Annotated in this window: 16 protein-coding genes and 1 pseudogene; 10 read left to right on the top strand and 7 right to left on the bottom strand. The window is 73.0% G+C overall.

The genetic code is table 11. The annotated features are described in order from the left end of the window. Positions 1-186: 186 nt before the first annotated feature. Positions 187-2,268: a DNA helicase RecQ gene (gene recQ / locus B073_RS0113580; protein ID WP_086023789.1), complete on the top strand. Its 2,082-nt coding sequence runs from the start codon at positions 187-189 to the stop codon at positions 2,266-2,268. Positions 2,269-2,451: 183 nt separating this feature from the next. Here recQ and B073_RS0113585 read toward each other — a convergent pair whose 3' ends face one another. Then, positions 2,452-3,744, bottom strand: coding sequence for a sensor histidine kinase (locus B073_RS0113585; RefSeq protein ID WP_018538646.1), 1,293 nt, complete (start codon positions 3,742-3,744; stop codon positions 2,452-2,454). Then, entirely contained in the window at positions 3,741-4,406 is a 666-nt protein-coding gene (locus B073_RS0113590; protein WP_037811626.1) for a hypothetical protein, read from the bottom strand. Before B073_RS0113590 ends, B073_RS0113585 begins: the two co-directional genes overlap by 4 nt. A 526-nt stretch (positions 4,407-4,932) precedes the next feature. Between B073_RS0113590 and B073_RS0113595 the strand changes: the two genes are divergently transcribed. Further along, positions 4,933-5,217, top strand: coding sequence for a hypothetical protein (locus B073_RS0113595; RefSeq protein ID WP_018538647.1), 285 nt, complete (start codon positions 4,933-4,935; stop codon positions 5,215-5,217). Here the strand turns inward: B073_RS0113595 and B073_RS39965 are convergent, their stop codons facing one another. Beyond that, a complete protein-coding gene (locus B073_RS39965; RefSeq protein ID WP_018538648.1) occupies positions 5,218-6,195 on the bottom strand; it encodes an isocitrate lyase/PEP mutase family protein in 978 nt (325 codons plus the stop codon). 63 nt (positions 6,196-6,258) lie between these two features. On the opposite strand from B073_RS39965, the gene B073_RS0113605 reads away from it, so the two are divergent. Then, the gene (locus B073_RS0113605) at positions 6,259-7,059 is read left to right on the top strand and encodes an ArsR/SmtB family transcription factor (RefSeq protein ID WP_018538649.1); all 801 of its coding nucleotides are present in this window, start codon (positions 6,259-6,261) and stop codon (positions 7,057-7,059) included. A gap of 139 nt (positions 7,060-7,198) precedes the next feature. Here B073_RS0113605 and B073_RS0113610 read toward each other — a convergent pair whose 3' ends face one another. After that, complete coding sequence (locus B073_RS0113610; RefSeq protein WP_018538650.1) at positions 7,199-8,734, bottom strand: glycosyltransferase family 39 protein; 1,536 nt, start codon at positions 8,732-8,734, stop codon at positions 7,199-7,201. 382 nt (positions 8,735-9,116) lie between these two features. After that, positions 9,117-12,011 (bottom strand): D-alanyl-D-alanine carboxypeptidase, encoded by a 2,895-nt coding sequence (locus B073_RS0113615; protein ID WP_018538651.1) that lies wholly within the window; start codon positions 12,009-12,011, stop codon positions 9,117-9,119. A gap of 266 nt (positions 12,012-12,277) precedes the next feature. Here B073_RS0113615 and B073_RS0113620 point away from each other — a divergent pair, with 266 nt between their 5' ends. The 5 genes from B073_RS0113620 (at position 12,278) to B073_RS39970 (ending at position 16,920) form a co-directional block, all read left to right on the top strand. After that, on the top strand, positions 12,278-13,045 hold the full coding sequence (locus tag B073_RS0113620) for a GOLPH3/VPS74 family protein (protein WP_026247349.1): 768 nt from the start codon (positions 12,278-12,280) through the stop codon (positions 13,043-13,045). A 298-nt stretch (positions 13,046-13,343) separates the two neighbouring features. Then, complete coding sequence (locus B073_RS0113625) at positions 13,344-14,210, top strand: helix-turn-helix domain-containing protein (protein WP_026247350.1); 867 nt, start codon at positions 13,344-13,346, stop codon at positions 14,208-14,210. 220 nt (positions 14,211-14,430) lie between these two features. Then, a complete protein-coding gene (locus B073_RS0113630; protein ID WP_018538654.1) occupies positions 14,431-14,640 on the top strand; it encodes a DUF397 domain-containing protein in 210 nt (69 codons plus the stop codon). Positions 14,641-14,880: 240 nt separating this feature from the next. Beyond that, positions 14,881-16,104: a PLP-dependent aminotransferase family protein gene (locus B073_RS0113635; RefSeq protein ID WP_018538655.1), complete on the top strand. Its 1,224-nt coding sequence runs from the start codon at positions 14,881-14,883 to the stop codon at positions 16,102-16,104. 210 nt (positions 16,105-16,314) lie between these two features. Beyond that, a complete protein-coding gene (locus tag B073_RS39970) occupies positions 16,315-16,920 on the top strand; it encodes a DUF2690 domain-containing protein (RefSeq protein ID WP_051094001.1) in 606 nt (201 codons plus the stop codon). 632 nt (positions 16,921-17,552) lie between these two features. On the opposite strand, the gene B073_RS0113645 is transcribed toward B073_RS39970, so the two are convergent. Then, positions 17,553-18,674, bottom strand: a complete 1,122-nt coding sequence (locus tag B073_RS0113645) for an ADP-ribosylglycohydrolase family protein (RefSeq protein WP_018538656.1) — start codon at positions 18,672-18,674, stop codon at positions 17,553-17,555. Between the two features lie 224 nt (positions 18,675-18,898). Here B073_RS0113645 and B073_RS47810 point away from each other — a divergent pair. Next, positions 18,899-19,120 (top strand): annotated as a pseudogene (locus B073_RS47810) (hypothetical protein); the annotation flags it as partial. A 32-nt stretch (positions 19,121-19,152) separates the two neighbouring features. Further along, positions 19,153-19,407 (top strand): hypothetical protein, encoded by a 255-nt coding sequence (locus tag B073_RS0113650; RefSeq protein WP_018538657.1) that lies wholly within the window; start codon positions 19,153-19,155, stop codon positions 19,405-19,407. Between the two features lie 94 nt (positions 19,408-19,501). Here the strand turns inward: B073_RS0113650 and B073_RS0113655 are convergent, their stop codons facing one another. Further along, positions 19,502-22,165: a bifunctional FO biosynthesis protein CofGH gene (locus B073_RS0113655; RefSeq protein WP_026247351.1), complete on the bottom strand. Its 2,664-nt coding sequence runs from the start codon at positions 22,163-22,165 to the stop codon at positions 19,502-19,504. Positions 22,166-22,259 lie beyond the last annotated feature (94 nt).

The following is a 22,259-nucleotide window of genomic DNA, read 5'->3' on the forward strand; positions in this document are numbered from 1 at the left end:
GCACTGGCGCGCACTCCTTAAAGCGGGTGTCGCAGGTTTTTTCGCATCCTGCCAGGAGACTGGACGAAACGGCCCGCGCCGATCATGGTCCGGGCCGTTTGGTTTGGGGAGTTATCCACAGGGTCGGCGGGGAGGGGGGTGGAGCTCGTAGGCTTTCGGGGTGGCTTGGCGGACGTGGGAGTGAGCGTGGTGGACGTGGACGTGGATGTGGCGGGAGGCGCGGAGGGCGTGTCGGGGGGCGGCGAGGCGGTGCAGGTGCTGCGCCGGGTCTTCGGGTACGACGCGTTCCGCGGTGAGCAGCAGGAGATCATCGAGCATGTCATCGGGGGCGGGGACGCGGTCGTCCTGATGCCCACGGGCGGCGGCAAGTCGCTGTGCTACCAGATCCCGTCGCTGGTGCGGCCGGGCGTCGGGGTGGTGATCTCGCCGCTGATCGCGTTGATGCAGGACCAGGTCGACGCGCTGCGGGCACTGGGGGTGCGGGCCGGGTTCCTCAATTCGACGCAGGATCTGGAGGAGCGGCGGCTGGTCGAGGCCGAGTTCCTGGCCGGCGAGCTGGATCTGCTGTATCTGGCGCCGGAGCGGCTGCGGGTCGAGCAGACGGTGCAGCTGCTGGACCGGGGAAAGATCTCGCTCTTCGCCATCGACGAGGCGCACTGCGTGGCGCAGTGGGGCCACGACTTCCGGCCGGACTATCTGGCGCTGTCGATGCTGCACGACCGCTGGCCGGACGTGCCGCGGATCGCGCTGACCGCGACGGCGACGAAGGCGACGCACACCGAGATCACCTCCCGGCTGCGGATGGACGGCGCCCGTCATTTCGTGGCGAGCTTCGACCGGCCCAACATCCAGTACCGGATCGCGGCGAAGAGCGAGCCCAAGCGGCAGCTGCTGGAACTGCTCCGCGGAGAGCACGCGGGGGACGCGGGCATCGTGTACTGCCTGTCCCGGGCCTCGGTGGAGAAGACCGCACAGTTCCTGGTGGACAACGGGATCGACGCGGTGCCGTACCACGCCGGGCTGGACGCCCGGGTCCGCGCGTCGAACCAGGCGCGGTTCCTGCGGGAGGACGGGCTGGTCGTCGTCGCCACCATCGCGTTCGGGATGGGCATCGACAAGCCCGATGTGCGGTTCGTGGCCCATCTTGATCTGCCGAAGTCGGTGGAGGGGTACTACCAGGAGACCGGGCGCGCGGGGCGGGACGGCCAGCCGTCCACCGCCTGGCTGGCCTACGGGCTGCAGGACGTGGTCCAGCAGCGGAAGATGATCGACGGCTCGGAGGGGGACGACGCGCACCGGCGCCGGCTGGCCACCCATCTGGACGCGATGCTGGCGCTGTGCGAGACCGTGGAGTGCCGGCGGGTGCGGCTGCTGGCGTACTTCGACCAGGAAAGCGGCCCGTGCGGCAACTGCGACACCTGCCTCACCCCGCCGCAGACCTGGGACGGGACGGTGCCGGCGCAGAAGCTGCTGTCGACGGTCGTACGGCTGAAGCGCGAGCGGGGGCAGAAGTTCGGCGCGGGGCAGATCATCGACATTCTGCTGGGTCGGAAGACCGCCAAGGTCATCCAGTTCGACCATGACGCGCTGAGCGTCTTCGGGATCGGGGAGGACCTGCGCGAGGCCGAATGGCGGGGCGTCGTACGGCAGTTGCTCGCCCAGGGGCTGCTGGCCGTGGAGGGGGACTACGGCACGCTGGTGCTCACCGAGGCGAGCGGTGAGGTGCTGCGCGGGCAGCGCGAGGTGCCGATGCGGCGGGAGCCGGAGAAGCCGGCGCGCGCGGCCAAGGCGAAGACCAAGGGCGGCAAGCGGGCGCCGGTGGACCTGCCGGAGGAGGCGCTGCCGCTCTTCGAGGCGCTGCGCGGCTGGCGGGGCCGGACGGCCAAGGAGCAGGGCGTCCCCGCGTATGTGATCTTCCACGACGCGACACTGCGGGAGATCGCGGTGGCGCGGCCGGCCGACATCGCCCAGCTGGGCACGATCAACGGCGTCGGCGAGAACAAGCTCGCCAAGTACGGCGAGCAGATCCTGGAGGTGTTGGCCGGCGGGGGCAGCGTGGGTGAGGGCGCCGTGGGCGCGGGCATCGCGGGTCAGGAGGCCGCTCCGGGTGGGGCAGGAGCGCCGGCGCCGGGTGGGTCTCGGGCTTCGGTGGCTGGGGCCGGTGCCGGTGCCGGGAAGGCGTCAGCCGCGGCCGTCGGGGAGGCGGTGGCGGAGCCGGCACCGGAGGAGGAGGTGCTGCCGGAGCCGCCGGACGACATCGACTGGTGAGGTCGGGTTCTATGAGGGGCCTATGAGGGGTCTATGAGGGGTTTGCGACCGGGCGTGGCTGATCGGGGGCGGATCACGGCCAGGGGAGGCAGCCAACGGACGGCGAACGGCCACCGGAGGATGGCGGCTGTGGACGGCGGACGGTGCCCGTCGGGCGCGGGCCGGTGGCCGTAGGGCGGGCCGTCACGGGGTGAGTGGCGTGTCCGTCGGCGGTTGAGGCGGGAAGGTGAGGGTGGCGCGGGCGCCGCCGTCGGGTGGGTTGTCGAAGCGGAGGTCGATGCCGAGGACGGCGGCCTGGCCGACGGCGATGGTCAGGCCGAGGCCGTGTCCGCGGCCCCGGCCGGGGGCGTCGGTGCGGAAGCGCTGCGGGCCGTGGCGGAGCAGCTCGTCGGGATAGCCGGGGCCGTGGTCGCGGACCTCGATGGCGGGGGTGCCGCCGGGCGGGGCGTCGACGGTGACGGTGACCGGGGGCCGACCGTGCCGATGGGTGTTGAGGACGAGGTTGGCGAGGATCCGGTCCAGGCGGCGCCGGTCCGTTTCGACGACCGTGTCGGTGCGGATGCGCACCTCGGCGTCGAGGCCGGTGGCGCGCACGGACCGCAGTACCAGCGCGCCGAGTTCGTAGGCGGCGAGGTCGGCGTGCTCGGTGCCGGAGTCCAGCCGGGAGATCTCCAGCAGGTCCTCGGTGAGGCGGTGCAGGGCGTGCAACCGGTCGTTGATCATCTCCTTGGGGCGGCCCTCCGGGAGGAGCGCGGCGGAGGCGAGGATGCCGGTGAGCGGGGTGCGCAGCTCGTGGGCGACATCGGCGGTGAACCGCTGTTCGGCCTGGAGGCGGCTCTGGAGGGTGGCGGCCATGGAGTCCAGGGCGGCCGCGACGGCGGCCACCTCGTCCTGTGCCGCCCGCCCACCGCGTCGCGGCTGACCTGCCGTTTCGCCGACCCTGGCGTCCAGGTCGCCGCCGCTGATCCGGCGGGCGACGGCCGCCGTGCTGGTCAGCCGGCGGCTGATGCGCCGGGCCAGGAAGAGCCCGGCGGCGGCGACGGCCGCGGCCGCCAGCACGGCCGAACCGAGGATCGCGGTGTCGAACTTCTCCAGCGTCCCCCGGGTGTTCGCGTAGGGCGACCAGACGGCCATGATCTGGTTGTCGGCGGGCGCCGCCGCCCACATGACGGGCCGTCCACGGTAGCTGCCGACCATGCTGCCGCGCCGCCCCCGGTGCACCAACCGGCGTAGTTCGTCGGGGAGTTCGGGTGGATCGAGGACGGAGTTGATGCCTTCGCGCGAGGTGCCGTACTCGAAGAGGTCCAGTGCGGTGTCGAGGTCGGCGCGGGTCTCCTTGCGGACCTGGCCGACGGTCTGGCGGGCCACCGCGTTGTGCACGAGTACGCCGAGGACGGCGGCGACCGCGCAGCACACCGCCGTCACGGTCAGCGAGATCTTCCAGCGGAGCGAGACGGCGGGGCGGGGGCGCCTCACGGCGGGTTCCCGGCGAGGGCGAGGGCGAGGACGCGGGTGAGGGCGGGCGCGGGGCCGGGGGTGGCGGCCGGTGTGGAGCGCTGCGCCTTGCGGGCCACGTCGAGGGTGAGGTCCCACAGGCCCATGGTGCGGCCGTCCCAGACGTAGTCGGTGACGCTGACATAGCGCGGGTCCTTGGTGGGTTCGCGGACCGCGAGGTGGCCGGCGGCGACCTCGACGCCGGCCAGTACGGCGCGCAGCGCGAGGATTCTGGTGACCACCCCTTTTCGGACGGTGTACACGCGCAGCTCGCTGGTGCGGCGGTCGAGGTCGACGACGGCGATCAGGTCGGGCTTGCCGTCGTCGGTGAGGTCGCGCAGTTCCGGGCTGCGTACCGAGCTCGGCCTGGGCGGGGTGCCGCCGGAGGAGGCGAAGTCCGCGTCGAGGACGGCGAGCGGGTCGGCGGCGGCCATGCTGCCGCTGGGGACGCGGGGCAGGGCGGGGAGCGGCTTGAGGGCGGCCGGGTTCTCGTTCTCCCGCAGCGGGGCGGGCGAATACGTCGGCCAGAGGGCCAGCGGGGCGTTCACCCGGCGCGCCGGGCCCTCGTCCTGGAGGCCCTCGGGGCTGGCGCATCCGGCGAGGAGGACGAGGGGTGCGACGGCGAGGGCCAGAGCGGCGGGCATGGCGAGGGCACCGGGCACGGCCCCGGCAGGGCGTCGCGGCACGAACCTGGCGAGGGCACGGGGAATCGCCGCCCGGGTGCAGGGGCGGCGGGGGCGGCCGGTCGGCGCGCTCCATACGCGGCGAAATGCGGACATAGCCCGACCAAGCTACCCAAGGTGAAGGGCTCGGGAATCTTCGGGACGGCCGTTCCGGCGGCGGCCGGGGCGACGGGACCGGCCGGGACGACGGGGGCCGGGGCGACGAAGGCCGGCGAGCGGGCTGGCGGGCACGGGGACAGGGACAGGGACAGGCACAGGCACAGGCACAGGCACAGGCACAGGCACAGGCACAGGCGAGGGAGCAGAACCCGGAGAACAACCGACCGCACGCCCCCTAGCCCCCTCACTCGCTTCGTCACAGGAATGACCGCAAGAGGAAGGGCCGGCTGTTACACAACGTACGGGATGCCGTTATGGACGCTCCGTAGCGTGCTCTCACGTAACGCACCCCAGGGCAGCCGCCGGCCGCCCCCGTCGAGGAGTACCCATGCGTGCGCAGCGCCGCTCCGTGATCCGCACCGCCACCGTCGCCGCAGGTGCGCTGGCCGTCCTACTGCTCCCCACGGGCGCCGCGTTCGCCGCCGACTCCAGCGCCCCGACCGAGAGCCGGACGTCGATCATCCTCCCCGACGAGGGACTGGCCGGCCTCGCCGAGAAGGCCGGGCACCTACCGAAGGCGGGCGTCATCGGCGGCGCCGCGGCGCTGGGCGCGGTGGGCGTGGGCGTCGCGGCGCAGCGCCGCCGGCACGCGTCGACGGACCGGAACCGCTGATCACCGAGGCCGGGCGGCGGGGCTTCTCCGCTGCCGGGCCTTGCCCGTAGTGCCCCGACTGCCGGTCGCGACTTCTCCGGCCAGGTGCTGCACCTCCCCGTAGGCCGGGGCATCTTCGATGCCGTACGACGGGACGAGCCCGGAGCCGCGACTCCGCCCCTGCCCCTGCCCCTGTCCCTGCCCCTCCCCCGTCTCCCCGGCGCGGAGCGCGTCCGCCGCCGCGCAGGCCGCTCCCAGGGCCGTACGGAAGAGCAGCGAGCCGGTGCTGATGCGGCGCACACCGAGGTCGGCCAGGCGACGGACGGTGTGCCGGCCGGGGGTGAAGAGGATGTTCAGGGGAGCGGCGATCTCGCGGGCGAGCACCGTGATGTCGGCGTCGGCGGTGACGCCCGGTACGAAGATGCCGTCCGCGCCGGCGGCCAGGTAGGTCTCCGCCCGGGCGAGCGTCTGCGACAGGGGCGGCGGGGTGTCCACCCGCCAGTGGGTGTCGATCCGGGCGTTGAGGAAGAGGTCGGGGACGCGTTCCTTCACTGCGGCGATCAACTCGGCCTGCCGGGCGGGCACTTGCAGCCCTCCGCCGCCGGGCAGCCCGTCCTCCAGATTGATCCCGGACGCGCCGCAGTCCGCCAACTCGGCCGCCAGCTCGGCGACCTGGCCGGGTCCGCCGCCGAATCCGCCCTCGATGTCGACGGTGTACGGGCAGGGCAGCCGGCCCGCGAGCCGGCGGGCCAGGGCGAGCGTGGCGTCCCGGACGGCGGGGAGGCCCTCACCGTCCGGGTGGCCGAGGGCGGCCGCGATGCCCAGGCTGGTCGTGCCGATCGCGGCGTGGCCGGCGGCGGCGAGCGCGGCGGCCGAGGCGCTGTCCCAGGCGTTGGGAAGCAGCAGCGGGCGGCCGGGGGTGTGGTGAAGGGCGTGAAAGGCGTCGGCGCGGTGCGGGGCGGGCCGCCGTACGGCTTCCGTACGCGTATCGCTGGTCATGCGGGCACCGTAGGACGATGACGTATCGGCACTCGCCGAAGTGTCGCGGCGGACAATGGACCCATGACGTCGTCGAAGCGGAAACGGACACCAGGCACACCGGCGGAACGGCTGGGAGACCGGCCGGGCCGCCGCCCCGGCGCCGCGGCGGTGCCCGACCACAGCCATGAGCTGGCCCGGCTGGCCGCGCTGCTGGCGGACCGCACCCGGGCCGCGTTCTGCCTGGCGCTGCTGGACGGGCGGGCCTGGACGGTCGGCGAACTCGCCGCGTACGCGCGGGTGGCGCCCTCGACCGCGAGCGAGCACGTGTCCCGGCTGATCGACGGCGGGCTGCTGGTCGAACGGCGGCAGGGCCGGCACCGTTACGCCCAGCTCGCCGGGCCGCGCGTGGCCGAGCTGCTGGAATCGGTGACCGCGCACCTCGATCCGCCGGCCGCGGCGCCGCGCGGGCTGCGGGCGGCCACCGCGTCGGCGGCGCTGGCCCGCGGCCGGACCTGCTACGACCACCTGGCCGGGCGCCTCGGAGTCGCCGTCACCGACGCGATGACCCGGCGCGGACTGCTGGACCAGGACGGCGGGTTCGCGCTCACCGACAGCGGCCGGACGTGGTTCGAGGAGGCCCTGGGCATCCCGCCCGAAGCGCTCCGCGCCGGCCGCCGCCCACAGGCCCGCGGCTGCCTGGACTGGACCGAACGCCGCCAGCACCTCGCCGGTACGGCCGGCGCGCGGCTCTGCGAACGGCTGCTGGAGCGGCACTGGATCCGCCGGATCGGCACCGGCCGCGCGGTCCGCCTCACCCCGCAGGGCACGACGGCGCTACGGGACCTGCTGGGGATCGACGAGGAGGCGCTGGGCCCGGCGTGACGGACGCGGGGGCAGGCACCCGACGGACAACGGCTCAGCACCACGAGATCAGCAGCACGGCACTCGGCACCACAACGCTCAGCGACGCGACACTCCGCACCACCACACGCAGCGGCGCGACCCCCGCACCGCGGCGCGCTCAGCAGTACCCGCTCCCCCCGGGCCCGCCCACCCGCGCGTAGAGCGTGATCTGCGCCCCGCGCACCTCCGTGCTGCGGCACACCACGAACGCCGAACGCAGCGTGGCCCGTTTGGCCAGCTCCTGGTCGTTGGCGTCGAGCGGCTGCCCGGCCGGGTCGCCGGCGACCACGATGCGGCGGCTGGCCAGCATCCGGTCGCGGATCTCGGCGCCGGACACCTCCGTCCCGTAGAGGCTGTGCGACGCCACCGGGCTGCGGTCCAGGGCCAGATCGCGCAGTCCGCGGAAGTCGTGCGGCCGGGTCGCGCTCCAGATCCGGCGGCGGGACGGCGTGAACAGCAGCCCGTCGCCCGGTTCGGACATCTGCCGGACGGCCTGGGCGACCGCGGTGACGTCGTCGACCCGGCTGTCCGGACTGCGCAGATGGACGTCCACGGGCAGCAGGGCGGCCGGCACCAGCGCCACCGCGGCCAGCCGCCCCAGCCGCCGGCCGCGGGTCTGCCCCGCCTCGCCGGCCGGGCGCAGCAGCCGGGCCAGCGCGGCGCCCGCGACCAGCGCGAAACCGGCGACGTAGTAGAGGACGTAACGGTCCACGTAGGCGGGTTCGACGTTCGACAGGAGCAGCAGCAGGACGGTGGGCAGGAGGAGCAGCGGGACACCGAGGGCGCGCAGGCCGATCGGGCCGCGGGAGCGCACCGGGACGCGGGCGCAGAGGCCGCCGAGCACCGCGAGCACGGCGAAGGTGAGGAGCTGCAGCGGGTCCGGCCACAGCAGCCAGCTGATCTGGGCCGCCTGGCTGGTACTGAAGACGGCGACCGGGGCGAGCAGGGCGACGACGGTGCCGGCGGCGTACATCCACGACCGCCGGACGCGGCGGGGCAGCCGGCCCAGGGCGACGGCGGCGCCGTGCGCGGGCAGCGCCAGCGACGCGAACTCGTGCAGCAGACAGGCCGGCAGCATCAGCGCGGTGTAGCCGAGCCAGAGCGCGCGGCGCGAACCGGAGGTGCCGGCGCGCGGCGGCGCCTGGGCGCAGGCGAGCACCAGCAGGTACGAGGCCCAGACGACCAGGGCGCAGACCATCGCATAGGAACGGCCCTCCTGCGCGTACTGCTGGACGACCGGGATCAGCGCGAAGGTCAGCCCCGCGCACAGCCCGGCCCGCCGGCCGACCAGGCGCCGCCCGAGCAGGGCCACCCCGGCCGCGGCGGCCGTCATGGCCACGACGGACGGCAGCCGCAGGCCGATCACCTCGCCGAGGGTGGCGCCGAGGGTGGCGTCGTAGACGGCGAACCAGCAGTGCATCAGCGCGTAGTACAGGCCGTGCACGACGTCGACGTGCAGCAGCGTCGCCCACAGGTCGGGGAGGCTGCGGTGCGCCATGTCGTAGGTGACCGCCTCGTCCCGCCAGACGGCGTCCTGGCGGCGGATTCCCCACGCACCCAGGAACAGCATCAGCCCCGCGGGCACCAGCACCACCGCACTCCGCACGGCCCACGCGGGCCGGACCCCGGCGAAGGAGAACGGGGAACCGGCCACCGCCCCGGCACCGCTGCTCCCCGTCCCTGCTGCAGCCCCGGCACTGGCCCCGGCCGACGACGAGAACCCACGCGCCGCCGGACGCGACCGCGACGACTGCTGCTGCGTCGACCGCGCCGACTGCTGCGACTGCGGCGGCTGTTGCTGCGGTTGCTGCTGCGGCGCTTGTGACGCGTCGATGGCGGGCTCCGGTCACATCAGGGGCGGCCGACGAACGACCACCGGGCGGACGAGGGAAGGCCGGGAAGGCCAGGCAGAAAGCGGCTAGCGGACGAAGGGCGAAGGGCGAAGGACAAAAGGGAACCGGAGGGCGAACGGCCAAAGGAAAACGGCCGGACCGCCGGGGGATGCTGGCCATCCGCCCGGCCGTCCGGCCGTCATCTCAGCCCAGTCGCGTCAGCTTGGCGCCGAAGGAGGGCTTGGCCAGGTCCGACTGGAGCGCCACCGGCACCCTCTGCTGGCTCGCGCCGTTGCCGACGGCCAGCTCGCCGACGACGGTCCCGGCCTTCGCCTCGTGCGGAACGGCCTTGCCGTCACTGCCGATGCTCAACTCCAGCTTCTGGCCCGGGACTCCGACCGCGCTCAGGTCCTTGGTGGCGACGACCGGCGTCAGCCCGTCCAGGCCGTCGTCGACATAGCCGACGACCTGCCCTTTCTTCACCGCCGTGGCCGAGGTCAGCGCGGTGCGCACCGCCTCGATGACCTTCTTGCTGTTGTCCTTGACCATGGTGAGGCTGTTGGAGGCGTTCGGGTCCAGCCCCTTGAAGTGCTGGTCCATCATCGTGCCCAGTATCAGCCTGTCCTTGCCGTCCACGGTCTTGTAGGCCGCCCAGGACAGCGTGCCACCGGCCGCCGTGCTGGAACCGGTCTTGATGCCCTTGATGCTCAGCCCGGCCAGCAGCAGGTTGTCGTTGTTGTTGTTGATCCGCTCCGGCAGACCCGGGATGGCGGCGTTGGGCATGGCCACGATCGGCCGGAAGGCGTCGAACTTCATGACGGCCTCGGCCAGCTTGATCTGGTCGACGGCGGTGCTGACCGTCTTGGCGTCCAGGCCACTGGGGTCCGTGTAGGTCGTGTTGGTCATCCCCAGGTCCTTGGCGGCCGCGTTCATCTTCTTGACGAACGCCGCCTCGTTGTCGGACTGGGTGTCCCAACGGGCCAGCAGCCGGGCGATGTTGTTGCCGGACGGGATCATCAGCATCTTGAGCATGTCCTGCTCGCTGAACTTCTGCCCCGCCTTGAGCCCCGCGATCCGCGACTCGCTCTCGGAGTTGCCCTCGGCCACCGCCTTGGCGTCGACGTCGATCTGCGGACCCTTCTCGTCCTTCTTGAGCGGGTGGCCCTTGAGGATGACGTAGGCCGTCATGATCTTGGCGACACTGGCGGTCGGCACCGGCTTCTGGTCACCGAACGTCCCCACCTCGCCGGAGCCCACGACCTTGACCGCCGCCTGCCCCTGCGCGGGCCACGGGATGGAGAGCTTGTCGCCCGCGAAGGTGAACGAGGTCTTGGCGTCGCCGAGGACGAGCGTCGGGTCGGGCAACGGCCGCACCGCCTGGACGACCGCGAAGATGATCACCAGCAGCACCGCCAGCGGGGTCCAGATCTTGAACCGCCGGACGACGGAGCGCAGCTTGGTCTCGGGCGGCGGCGGGGTGTTGGTGAGTTTCGCCAGCAGGTCGAGCGGCGGCAGCGGCTCCTGACGGGTCCGCTCGGACTCGGCCTCGGCCGCGGACGCGCCGGCCTCGGCGGGGGCACCCGTGGCGGAGGCACCCGTGGCGGAGGCCGGGGCGGCACCGGCGTCGGGCTTGCGGTCCGGCTTCGGCGGCGCGGCGGGCGGCATCGCACCGGGCGCCTTGCCGACAGCCTTGTCGGCCGCCTTCTCGGGTGCCTTCTCGCCCGCCTTTGCCGGAGCCTTGTCAGCGGCGGCCTTCTCGGGTGCCTTGTCGGACGCCTGCTCCGACGCCTTCGCCGCGGCACCGGCCGACGCCGCGCCCTTGGCGGCACCGGCTGCGGACTCGCCGTCCTTCGCCTGGCCCTTCTCCCGGTCCTTCTCCGCCTCGTCGGTGCTGCCGGGCTTACGGAGCGGGGTCCGGGGCGCGGTCTTGCCGATCGACCGCTCCGCCGAGCCGTCGTCCGACGACTTCAGCGCCACGAACTGGCTGGTCCGCTCGGCATCCCGCTCATCGGCCTCGGCGACAGCGCCCTTCTCCTCGGCGTCGCCCCCCTCGGCCTTGGCGCCCTTACCGGCCTTGTCGCCCTTACCGGCCTTGTCGCTCTTGCCGGCCTTACCGTCGGAGTCCTTCGCGTCGGAGTCCTTCGCGTCGGCGTCCTTCGTCCCAGCGCCCTTGGCTTCGGCGCCCTTGGCTTCGGCGTCCTTGCCGAGCTTGAAGACCGCGGTCGGCTGGTCGACGGGACCCTCAGCGGCGCCCTTCCCGGACGCCCCCGACTTCCCTGCCTTCGCTACAGCAAACACCCGCGTCGCATCATCGGCAGGCGCCTCCTCGGCACTCCCGCCCTTGTCCTGCTCCGCGTCGGCTTTCTTCGGCTCACCGGCCTTCTTCGGCTCACTGGGCATCTTCGACTCGGGATCAGCCTTCTTCGGCTCGACCATCTTGAAGACGGCGGTCGCCTGGTCGACGGCCTTGGCCTCAGCAGGCTCCCCGGCAGACTCGGCCTTCCCGGCGGGCTTGGCGCCCCCCGCAGGCTTGGCGCTCTCCGCGGCCTCACCCTTCGCCGGCTCGCCCTTCGCATCCGCAGGCGCGTCGCCCCGAGAACGGCCCGCACCACCCTTGGCTTCCGCCTGGGCCTCGGCGCCATCCTTGGCAGCCTCCTGAGCCCCGTCAGACGCCTTCACAACCTTCTCCGCGGCCCCAGCCTCAGCCTCGGCACCGGCCTCGGTCTCAGCCTCCGAACCGCCCTTCGCGGAGCCCTCGCCGGAATCCGCGGCACCCTTGCCGGATTCCGCGGCATCCCCGGCGGAATCCTTCGCGGCGCCCTTCCCGGCACCCTTCGAGGAGCCCCCCGCAGCCGCCACCTCGGCCCCGCCCTCAGAGCCCTTCGCAGAACCGTCGCCAGTCCCGCCCTCGGTCTCCTCCTCGGCGCCCTTGCCGCCGCCGTTCTCCCCGGCCTTCCCGGTCTCCCCCGCGCCGTCCCGTTCTCCCCGCTCCTCGCGGAGGACCGCCAGCCGCGGGTCCCGTTCGGTGCGCGCCGTCTCCCCCGACGACTGCTCCTTGCCCGACTTCTTGTCCGACTTGTCGGGGGACTCGCCCGCCACCGATGTCTCCTTCACTACGTCGCACTGCCCTGCCTGGTGACACTGGTACCGAACCGAACGGAACCAGTGTTCCCAAGTCTCCTGTGTCCGAGCTGCCGCCTCGCACCGCCACGCGAACCGGTATCGGCCGCGCCCCTCGGAAGGTGTCGCCGACCTGCTAGACGAGAACGACATACCTACCGGTTCCCTATCGAACCCCCCACGCACCCTCGACAGATGAATGTGAGAGGGGTCACCCTGTCATTCATCCACGCGGGGAGGCTTGGATGGGCAGGAGCCGCAGAACAATTCCGGAGGAGCTTCTGCTGCTGGCTTTGGACCCGGCCACGGGCACCACAGCACAGCCGCAGTCGCTCGACCTCGGCCTGGCCGGGGCCCAGCTAGTGGAGCTGGCCCTGGCAGGACGGATAGCCCCAGATGGGGATCGTATCGCCGTGGTGATGGCACGGCCGACAGGAGATCCGACTCTGGACTCCGCGCTCGAACTGCTGCGCCGTCGCGGCAGTCCGGTGCGCGCGGTCCACTGGATCGGCGGGCCCCGGCTGGGGCTGCGCCAGACGTACCTCACCCATCTCGAACGGTGCGGCATGGTGCATGCCGTGGCGGGCCAGATGTGCGGGGTGCTGCCGACGACGCGCTACCAGGCGACGGAGACGGCCATCAGCCGGGAGATCAGGGCCCGGCTCGACAACGCGATCCGCACCGGCGTCCCACCGGACCCGCGGACCGCGGCGCTCGCCGCGCTGGCCCACGCGGTCGGTCTCGGCAAGCACCTCTACCCAGGGAACGAGGGGCGGTCATCGCGCTCCCGTCTGAGGGATCTGATCCGGCACGACCCGATGGGCGGGCTGGTCGCCCACGCGGTCATGGACGTGCAGAACGGCGTCGCCGCGCAGCCGCGCCGGAACTCGGCACCGGGCGGCGGCCCGGCGCCCCGGAAGACGGCGGGCCGTTCGACGTCCGACGCGGCCGGCGTGCCCGGCCAGTCACGGCGACACGGACACGGCAGCATGGCGCGGGTCGGCGCCCGCTGAGGCCGCCGGCGCCGCGGGACACGCCGGGCACCACCGCGCACCACCGCACCACCAGGGCCGCGCCCGCACACCCGGGCGCGCCCGTCAGCGCCACCGCAGCACCCCTTCCCGGACCCGTTCGGGAGCCGCAGTGAGAAGCACGGGGTGGCGGGCCGGGCCGTTCGGACGACGGCCCGGTCTGCCACCCCGTGCACATGTGCGCTCGCCTACTGTGTTCATTTGACTGCGCGCCGTCCACGGGAAGTGGCAGTCTGCTCAACAGGAAATGAAGCAGTACGGAGCCGGAGGTGCACGTACCGTGGCGTCCAACGTCAACCCGACCGTCAGGCGACGCCGATTGGGCCAGGAGCTGCGCAGGCTCCGGGAGGACAAGGGCCTGACGGCGGAGCAGGTGGCCGAGCGGCTGCTGGTCTCCCAGTCGAAGATCAGCCGACTGGAGAACGGCCGCCGCAGCATCAGCCAGCGCGACGTCCGCGACCTGTGCGGGGTCTACGAGGTCGAGGACCGGCGGATAGTGGATTCGCTGATGCAGATGGCCAAGGATTCGCGCCAGCAAGGCTGGTGGCACGCCTTCGGCGACATTCCGTACAGCGTCTACATCGGTCTGGAGACCGAGGCGGCGTCGCTGCGGACGTACGAGTCCCTGCTGGTGCCCGGTCTGCTGCAGACGCCCGGCTACGCCGAGGCGGTCATTCCCGGCACGGTCCCGGAGCTGGCTCCGGAAGATCTGGAGAAACGCATCCAGGTGCGCATGCGGCGCCAGGAGCGGGTGCGGGACACCGAGCGGCCGCTGCGGCTGTGGGTCGTACTGGACGAGAGCGCCCTGCGGCGGGTGGTCGGCAGCCACCTGATCATGCGCGAGCAGCTGGAGCACCTCGTCGAGGTGAGCAAGCTGCCGCATGTGACGGTGCAGGTGCTGCCCTATGGCGCCGGTGCGCACGCCGGGATGTCGGGGACGTTCTCGATCCTGGAATTCGACGACGCCGCGGATTCCAGCGTGGTCTACATCGAGGGTGTCACCAGCGACCTCTATCTGGAGAAGACCAACGATGTGCACAAATACACCATCATGTACGAGCATCTGCGGGCGCAGGCGCTGAGCGCGGACGCGAGCCGCGAGTTCATCGCGGAGGCCGCCAAGCGACATGCGGATGCGACGAGTTGAGGTCGCATTGAGGTCGATGAGGCGGGAGCGGCGGCCCCAGGAGTGCGGAATGTTGAATTCCGATCAACGGGGCCGCACGGTACACCTGAGCCAGCTGGCCTGAAAAGGGATCACGGAATACGCCATTCGGACGGGTGAACGGCCCTCTGCGGCCGGTGATGTTGGCGCGTAGCGTCGTTCTCACCGAATCCGCGGTAACTCAGAGTAAGATGGAGTGAACATGGCCGTTCAGCCCAATTCCGCGTTCTCCTGGACCAAGTCCTCGTACTCCGGCGGCAACGGCGCCTGTGTGGAGATCGCCACGCCGTCCACTGCGGCCATCGCGGTGCGTGACTCCAAGGTCCCCGACGGTGTGCGCCTCACCTTCGACAACGCCTCCTGGAACAGCTTCGTTTCGGACGTCGCCACCGGCGCGTTCGACCTGTCCTGAACCGCGTCGTCACCGACCACGGTCTGTGTGACACCCACGCGGAAACGAGCCCTCTCGACTGGATCGCCGTCCCGGCCGAGGGGGCTCGGCCATGTCCGCGTCCGCTCGGCGCGATGCGGCGGGGGGCCCGGCGAGGGTTCAGCATGCGGGCAGCTCTGCCCGGGTGGCCGGAAAGTGTCTAAGCTTCCTGCCGTCTACAGCTAACGGTGGTTAACGCCGTCACGAGCGACTGGAGCTGCCATGCCGAATCCGGCCCCGCCCCTTGCCTCCGCCCCGGTGCCCGCGCTCGCCGCGCGGGCGGCCCGGACCGGCAGCTCGCCCGTACGCGACATCCTGGCGCTGACCGCCCGGCCCGAGGTGATCTCGTTCGCCGGCGGGCTGCCGGCGCCCGAACTCTTCGACGCCGAGGGGATATCCGCGGCGTTCCGGGAGGTGCTGGCGCAGGCGCCGCGGCGGGTCCTGCAGTACTCGACCAGCGAGGGCGATCCGGCGCTGCGGGCGGCCGTCGCGGCGCGCACCACGGCGCGCGGGCTGCCCACCGACGCCGACGACCTGCTGGTCACCACCGGTTCCCAGCAGGGGCTGACGCTGCTGGCCACGGCCCTGCTGGAGCCGGGCGACGTGGTGCTGGTGGAGGACCCCTGCTATCTGGCGGCGCTGCAGATCTTCACCCTCGCGGGCGCGCGGGTGGTGGCGGTGCCGACCGACGACGAGGGGCTGGACCCGGCGGCGCTGGACGAGATCGCGGCCCGTGAGAACCCCAAACTCCTCTATGTCATACCGACGTTCCAGAACCCCACCGGGCGCACGCTGAACGCCGAGCGGCGGGCCGCGGTCGCCGAGGTCGCCGCGCGGCGCGGGCTGTGGATCGCCGAGGACGACCCGTACGGCGAGCTGCGCTTCGAGGGCGAGCCGCAGCGCTGGGTCGCGTCCTTCCCCGGCGCCGAGGACCGCACGGTGCTGCTCGGATCGTTCTCCAAGGTGATGGCGCCGGGGCTGCGGCTGGGCACACTGCGGGCGCCGGCCGGGCTGCGGCGGGCCTGCGTCATCGCCAAGCAGGCCGCCGATCTGCACACCTCGACCGTCGACCAGGCCGCCGCGGCGCGGTACTTGGCGGCATCCGACCTGGACGCGCATCTGGCACGGGTCCGGGACGCCTACCGGGAGCGGCGGGACGCCCTGTTGGCCGGGCTGCCCGCGGCGCTCCCCGAGGGCTCGCGGTGGAACCGCCCGGCGGGCGGGATGTTCGTGTGGGCGACGCTGCCGGCCGGGTACGACGCGACCGCGCTGCTGCCGGAGGTGGTGCGGCACGACGTGGCGTACGTCCCGGGGGCTCCGTTCTTCGCCGGGGAGCCGGACCCGGCGGCGGTCCGGCTGTCGTTCGTGACCCATGGGCCGGCGGAGATCGGCGAGGGGCTGCGACGGCTGCGCACGGGGCTGGCGGCGGCCCGCCGGGCGGCGTAGGCGCCCAGGGCGCTTCTGCCCGGCGGCTCCCGCGGCGGTTTCCACGGGCCCGTCGGCGGCGGAAAATCCGCTTCCCGCGGGCCCGGTCCTGCCGGACACTGAAGGGTCCACGGCATATGACCCGAGGGAGCCGCCCCCGGGCGCGACGGCTGGCGCCCGCGGTGGTCCGCCCCGAGGGCAGATGGACCAGGGCCCTCTTCAGGAGGCCGGATGACCAGTGGCCCCGATGTGCGGGATCCCGCGGATCCCCCGATTCCCCCGTCCCCTTCTCTCCCCCGGCGCCTGCGGGCCCGGCTGCGCGGCGCCGGCCGGCGGCTCCGCGGCGCCGGGCGCTGGCTGCGCGCACACGCCCGGCACGCCCTGGTGGTGGGCGTGGTGACGTCCGTCGTCGGCGCGCTCGCCACGTTCGCCGCCGACCAGCTCCCCAAGCTCTACGAGGACCCGCCGCCCTCCTGCCCCGGAGCCGGGTGCGACGGCAAGAACCCGCAGACCACCGGGTGCGGGGTGGAGGCGGCGACCTTCGAGCCGACGGAGGGCAACCCGGTCCGCCTCCACCTGCGGTACAGCAGGCGCTGCGGTGCGGTGTGGGGGCGGATCACGGCCGGCGCGGTCGGCGACTCGGTCACGGTGAGCGTGCCGGGCGGCCCGTCCCGCAGCGCCCTCATCAGCGCGAACCATGACGTCTTCACGCCGATGGTGACGGTGGGCGACACGTTCCGGGTCCGGTTCTGTGCGGTGCCGACGACCAGTCCTGAGCGGGCCCGGTCGTGGGTGAAGTATTGCTTCGAGGCGACGGAGGGGTCGCCTTGGCAGTGAGTTTTTTGCCCTTGGCGGCGCGGTGCCGCTGCGCTTGGCTGGCTTCCCACGTTGCCGGGTGCGGCGCCGTGTCGCGTGGCGGCGGGCCGATCCGCTGCGCGGGGCTTTCGGCCGCGGTGCGATTCCGCTGCGCGGGGCTGTTCAGCCGCGGTGCGATTCCGCTGCGCGGGGCTGTTCGGCCGCGGTGCCGGGCCTCCGGGGCAGGGGGTGTGTCCGGACTGCTTCGCTTTACGTCCGGACACACCCCCTGCCCCTCCGACCCGTCCCCTCCCGTTGGAGGGTGGATTCCAAGCCAGTTGGGGCGCACGTCCCGGTGGGTCCCTGCGGGCTCCGGACTGAGGGGCGGCCCCTACTGACAGGTGGATCCCCTTGGTAGACGACCGGCAGGGGACCACCGAGGTCAACCCCCACCCACCGTCTTCATGACCCCCAACGGGAGGGGGCGGGCCGGAGGGGGTGGTGTGCCGGACGTAAAGCGAAGCAGTCCGGCACACCACCCCCGCAGGCCCGTCACCGCACCCGACAGCCCCGCGCAGCGGACAACGCCCGCCGCAGGCGCAAAAGACAAGCGCCGTCGGGCGCAAGCAAGGCGAACCCCTACGGCGGGAGAGCCGACTACGTGGGAGGCCCTCTCAGACGCGTGGGTAGCGCGCCAGCCACCCCGCCGCAGAGCCCGCGGGTCCATGGAGGGCAGGACCCTGCGTCATCTCCATGGCGAAATCGTCGGCGAGTTGGAGGATCGTCGGGCGACCCTCCAGTTCGACCAGCCAGTCCGGGGGCAGCGCGGTCTCACCGTGCAGGGCGCCCAGGAGGTTGCCGCAGATGGAGCCGGTGGAGTCGCTGTCGCCGCCGTGGTTGACGGCGAGCAGCAGGCCGTGCCGGACGTCCTCGGCGACCAGTGCGCAGTACACGCCGATGGACAGCGCCTCCTCGGCCGTCCAGCCCTCGCCCAGTGACTCGACCCGGGCGGCCGTCGGCATCCCCTGCCGTACGGCGCCCAGTGCGCGCTTGAGGGCGTCGGTGGTCTCCTCGTGGCCGGTGCGGGTGGCGAGGTGGGCCAGGGCCTTCTGGACGGCGCCGTCGAGGTCCTCGCCGCGCGCCAGGGAGTGGCTGATCACGGCGAACGCGCCGGCCGCGAGGTAGCCGGTGGGGTGGCCGTGGGTCTGCGCCGCGCATTCGACGGCGAGTTGGAAGACCAGTTGCGGCTCCCAGCCGACGAGCAGACCGAACGGCGCGGAGCGCATCACCGCGCCGCAGCCCTTGGAGTCCGGGTTCTTCGGCTGGTCGAGGGTGCCCATCGTCTCGTCGCCGAGGCCGCTCAGGCAGGCCCGGCCGGGGGCGCGGCGGGCGTAGAGCCACTCCTCGCGGGCGAGCCAGCCGTCGTCCTCTTTGCGCTCGTCGGGGCCCCAGTCGCGCTGGGTGGCGGCCCAGCGGAGGTAGGCGCGGTGGACGTCGGTGGGCGGGTGCCAGGCGCCGGTGTCGCGGCGGACCTGGGCGCGGATCAGGCCGTCCACGGTGAAGAGGGTCATCTGGGTGTCGTCGGTGACCGCGCCGCGGCGCCCGAAGGCGGGCACCATGCCGGTCACGCCTTCCTGGCCGTGTGCCTCGCGGATCGCGTCCAGGGAGTCGAACTCGACGGCCGCGCCGAGCGCGTCCCCGATGGCGCCGCCCAGCAGGCAGCCGCGCACCCGGCTGCGGAAGTCCTGCTGTTCGGCGCGGCCCCAGATGGCGGTGCCGCCCGCCGCTGTGCCCATGCCCACACCTCGCTCCGCTCGGCCTCGACAGTTCGGGGCCTTGCGGTTCGCCCCTGGCTCAGCACTGTATCGACCGGGAATGATCGGAACTCGGTCGGGTTTGTTTCAGGTTCGCATCGTGATGTGGCGGATGGGGCGGCCTCGCGCTGTGCCGTGCTCGACGACCACCAGGGCGTGGCCCTGTCCATGGCCGACCGGTCGCCGCCGGCCGGCGCCGTGGACGTCCGGACGCTGCGGACGCCGCCCTGCGCACCCTCCCGAACACCCTCGCCCTCCCCCATCTCGGCTATGTCACCCGCCGCAACTACGTGGGCTCCTTCCGACAGGCCGTCGAGGACATCGCAGCCTGTCTGGCCGCGGAGCCCGTCCGGCGGCTGGGGCGAGACCCGTCCGGCCCCGGGCGGCGGCCAACTGGCGCGTTCCCTATCCGGGCAGGCGTTCGATGATGGGGGCCCCGCCCGCTGGGCATGCTCTCCCCATGTCCGAGTACGAGTGGGATCGCACGACGATGGCCGTCGTCGCCTCGGCACTGTCCGGCGACAGCGACGGCGCGGTGGAACTCCTCCGGCCGCTCCCCCAGCGCGATGTGTGCCATGTCGCGGTACGGCTGGCCGCCATGGCCGCGGATGCGCTGATCGTCGCCGCCCAGGACGCCGGCGGCGACCGCGAGGAGGCCCTGTCGCAGTGGCAGCAGTGCATCCTCCAGCACGAGGCGGAGCACAGCGGGGAGTGAGACACCGGGCCCGGCGGGCAGGGGCGGACGCCCGCCCGCCGGGCCGGCATCGGACCGCGGACTCACTCGTCTAGGCCACGACGACCGCGGACCGCTACTCCACGACCGGCAGCAGCTCCGGCAGATGACCGTCGGACGCCAGCGCGGCGGCCTGGCGCTCGGCGGGGACGTCGGCATAGGTCGTCGTCCGGGGGCGGGCCGGACGGCCGGCGAGCTCGGCGATGGCGACCAGATCCCGGATGGAGCGGTAGGAGCCGTAACTCGACCCCGCCATACGGGAGATGGTCTCCTCCATCAGGGTGCCGCCGAGGTCGTTGGCACCGGAGCGCAGCATCTCCGCGGCGCCCTCCGTGCCGAGCTTCACCCAGCTGGTCTGGATGTTGGTGAGGTGCGGGTGGAGCAGGAGACGGGCCATCGCCGTCACCGCGCGGTTGTCGCGGGTGGTGGGGCCGGGGCGGGCGATACCGGCCAGATAGACGGGGGCGTTGGTGTGGATGAAGGGCAGTGTGACGAACTCGGTGAATCCGCCGACGCCTTTGGACAAGGCAGCTTGCTGGATCTCGGCCAGCAGCCGGAGGTGGCCGAGCCAGTGGCGGGGCTGGTCCACATGGCCGTACATCATCGTCGACGAGGAGCGGATGCCCAGTTCGTGGGCGGTCTTGATGACCTCGACCCAGGTGGCGGTGGGGAGTTTGCCCTTGGTGAGGACCCAGCGGACCTCGTCGTCGAGGATCTCCGCGGCGGTGCCGGGGATGCTGTCCAGGCCCGCGGCCTTGGCCTCCGTCAGCCACTCCCGGATGGACATGCCGGTGCGGGTCGCCCCGTTGACCACCTCCATCGGGGAGAAGGCGTGCACGTGCATGCCGGGGACGCGCTCCTTCACGGCGCGGGCGATGTCGAAGTACGCCGTGCCCGGCAGGTCGGGGTGGATGCCGCCCTGCATGCAGACCTCCACCGCGCCCACGTCCCACGCCTGCTGGGCGCGGTCGGCGACCTGGGAGAGGGAGAGGGTGAAGGCGTCGGCGTCGGTGCGGCGCTGGGCGAAGGCGCAGAAACGGCAGCCGGTGTAGCAGACGTTGGTGAAGTTGATGTTCCTGGTGACGATGTACGTGACGTCGTCGCCGACCGTGGCGCGGCGCAGGTCGTCGGCGATCCGGCAGAGCGCGTCCAGCGCCGGGCCGTCGGCGTGCAGCAGGGCGAGCGCCTCGGCGTCGGTGAGCCGGGTCGGGTCGTCGGCGGCCTGCGAGAGGGCCTGCCGGACGTCGCCGTCCAGACGGGAGGGCACCATGCCGGGGGCGGCGGCCTCGCGCAGCGCCGCCCAGTCGCCGTAGACCTCGTCGAAGTCGTCCCGGCGGTCGGCCGTGCGGCCCTCGGTGTCGATGGTGCGGTGCAGATCGGTGCGGCCGGAGGCGACGAACCCCTCGTCGGGCTCCTGCCAGGGGCGCCCCGTCACCACGGCGTCCTCCCGGGCCAGGCCCGTCTCCGGGTCGGCGAGGGCGGTGACGTGCGGCAGCAGCCGCGGGTCCAGCCAGGGCTCGCCGCGCTGGACGAACTCCGGGTAGACCGCGAGGCGTTCGCGCAGCCGGAAGCCCTCGGCGGCGGACTTCTCGGCGAGTGCCTCGATCTGCGGCCAGGGGCGCTCGGGGTTGACGTGGTCCGGGGTGAGCGGGGAGACACCGCCCCAGTCGTCGATGCCGGCCCGGATCAGCCGGCCGTACTCCTCGTCCACCAGATTGGGCGGCGCCTGGAGGCAGCCGGACGGGCCCATGATGTGCCGGGCGACGGCCACCGTGGCGACCAGCTCGTCCAGCTCGGCGTCGGGCATACCGCGCATCGCCGTGTCCGGCTTGGCGCGGAAGTTCTGCATGATCAGTTCCTGGACGCCGTGGTAAGCGCGGGAGATCCGGCGCAGCGCGAACAGCGACTCGGCGCGCTCCTCGTACGTCTCCCCGATGCCGATCAGCAGGCCGCTGGTGAACGGGACGGAGCTGCGCCCGGCGTCCTCCAGGACGCGCAGCCGCACGGCGGGTTCCTTGTCCGGCGAGCCGTAGTGCGGGCCGCCGGGCTCGCTCCACAGGCGCTCGGCGGTGGTCTCCAGCATCATGCCCATCGACGGGGCGACGGGCTTGAGCCGCTGGAAGTCCGTCCAGGACATCACGCCCGGATTGAGGTGGGGCAGCAGCCCGGTCTCCTCCAGGATGCGGATGGCGATGGCGCGGACGTAGGCGATGGTGTCGTCGTACCCCTCGGCCTCCAGCCACTCGCGCGCCTCGGGCCAACGCTCCTCCGGCTTGTCCCCGAGGGTGATCAGGGCTTCCTTGCAGCCGAGTTCGGCGCCGCGGCGGGCGATCGCCAGTACCTCGTCCGGCGACATGAACATCCCGTGCCCGGCCCGGCGGAGCTTGCCGGGGACGGTGGCGAAGGTGCAGTAGTGGCACTTGTCGCGGCACAGGCGCGTCAGGGGGATGAAGACGCTCTTGGAGTACGTGATGACACCGGGGCGGCCGGCGGCCTCCAGGCCCGCGTCGCGCACCCGGGCCGCCGAGGCACACAGCGCCTCCAGATCCTCGCCGCGCGCCTGGAGGAGCACCGCGGCCTCGGTGACGTCCAGCGCCACGCCGTCCCGGGCTCGCTTGAGCGCCCGGCGCATGGCGTTGGCCGTCGGCCGCGGGGCCGCCCCGCCCTGGCCGGGCCGGCCCGATGCCTGGTCAGATCCCCGGTGCGACCCCTGGTCGGATCCCTGCGCGTGCGAAGTCATGCCCCGAGCATACGAGCGACCACCGACATCTCCGCCGCCGGAAGGCGAGCGATCGCTGTGCCACTGATCACGTCAAACGGAGGTGGTCTCCGCC

This window comes from Streptomyces sp. MspMP-M5 (assembly GCF_000373585.1).
Lineage (GTDB): Bacteria > Actinomycetota > Actinomycetes > Streptomycetales > Streptomycetaceae > Streptomyces.

Excerpts from the sequence above, each read along its gene's own strand:
- B073_RS0113630 (WP_018538654.1), top strand. The coding sequence starts at position 14,431 with ATGGCCGTTCAGCCCAATTCCGCGTTCTCCTGGACCAAGTCCTCGTAC.
- B073_RS0113655 (WP_026247351.1), bottom strand. The coding sequence starts at position 22,165 with ATGACTTCGCACGCGCAGGGATCCGACCAGGGGTCGCACCGGGGATCT.
- B073_RS0113590 (WP_037811626.1), bottom strand. The coding sequence starts at position 4,406 with ATGCCCGCCGCTCTGGCCCTCGCCGTCGCACCCCTCGTCCTCCTCGCC.
- B073_RS0113595 (WP_018538647.1), top strand. The coding sequence starts at position 4,933 with ATGCGTGCGCAGCGCCGCTCCGTGATCCGCACCGCCACCGTCGCCGCA.
- B073_RS39970 (WP_051094001.1), top strand. The coding sequence starts at position 16,315 with ATGACCAGTGGCCCCGATGTGCGGGATCCCGCGGATCCCCCGATTCCC.
- B073_RS39965 (WP_018538648.1), bottom strand. The coding sequence starts at position 6,195 with ATGACCAGCGATACGCGTACGGAAGCCGTACGGCGGCCCGCCCCGCAC.
- B073_RS0113605 (WP_018538649.1), top strand. The coding sequence starts at position 6,259 with ATGACGTCGTCGAAGCGGAAACGGACACCAGGCACACCGGCGGAACGG.
- B073_RS0113645 (WP_018538656.1), bottom strand. The coding sequence starts at position 18,674 with ATGGGCACAGCGGCGGGCGGCACCGCCATCTGGGGCCGCGCCGAACAG.
- B073_RS0113620 (WP_026247349.1), top strand. The coding sequence starts at position 12,278 with ATGGGCAGGAGCCGCAGAACAATTCCGGAGGAGCTTCTGCTGCTGGCT.
- B073_RS0113635 (WP_018538655.1), top strand. The coding sequence starts at position 14,881 with ATGCCGAATCCGGCCCCGCCCCTTGCCTCCGCCCCGGTGCCCGCGCTC.
- B073_RS0113650 (WP_018538657.1), top strand. The coding sequence starts at position 19,153 with ATGTCCGAGTACGAGTGGGATCGCACGACGATGGCCGTCGTCGCCTCG.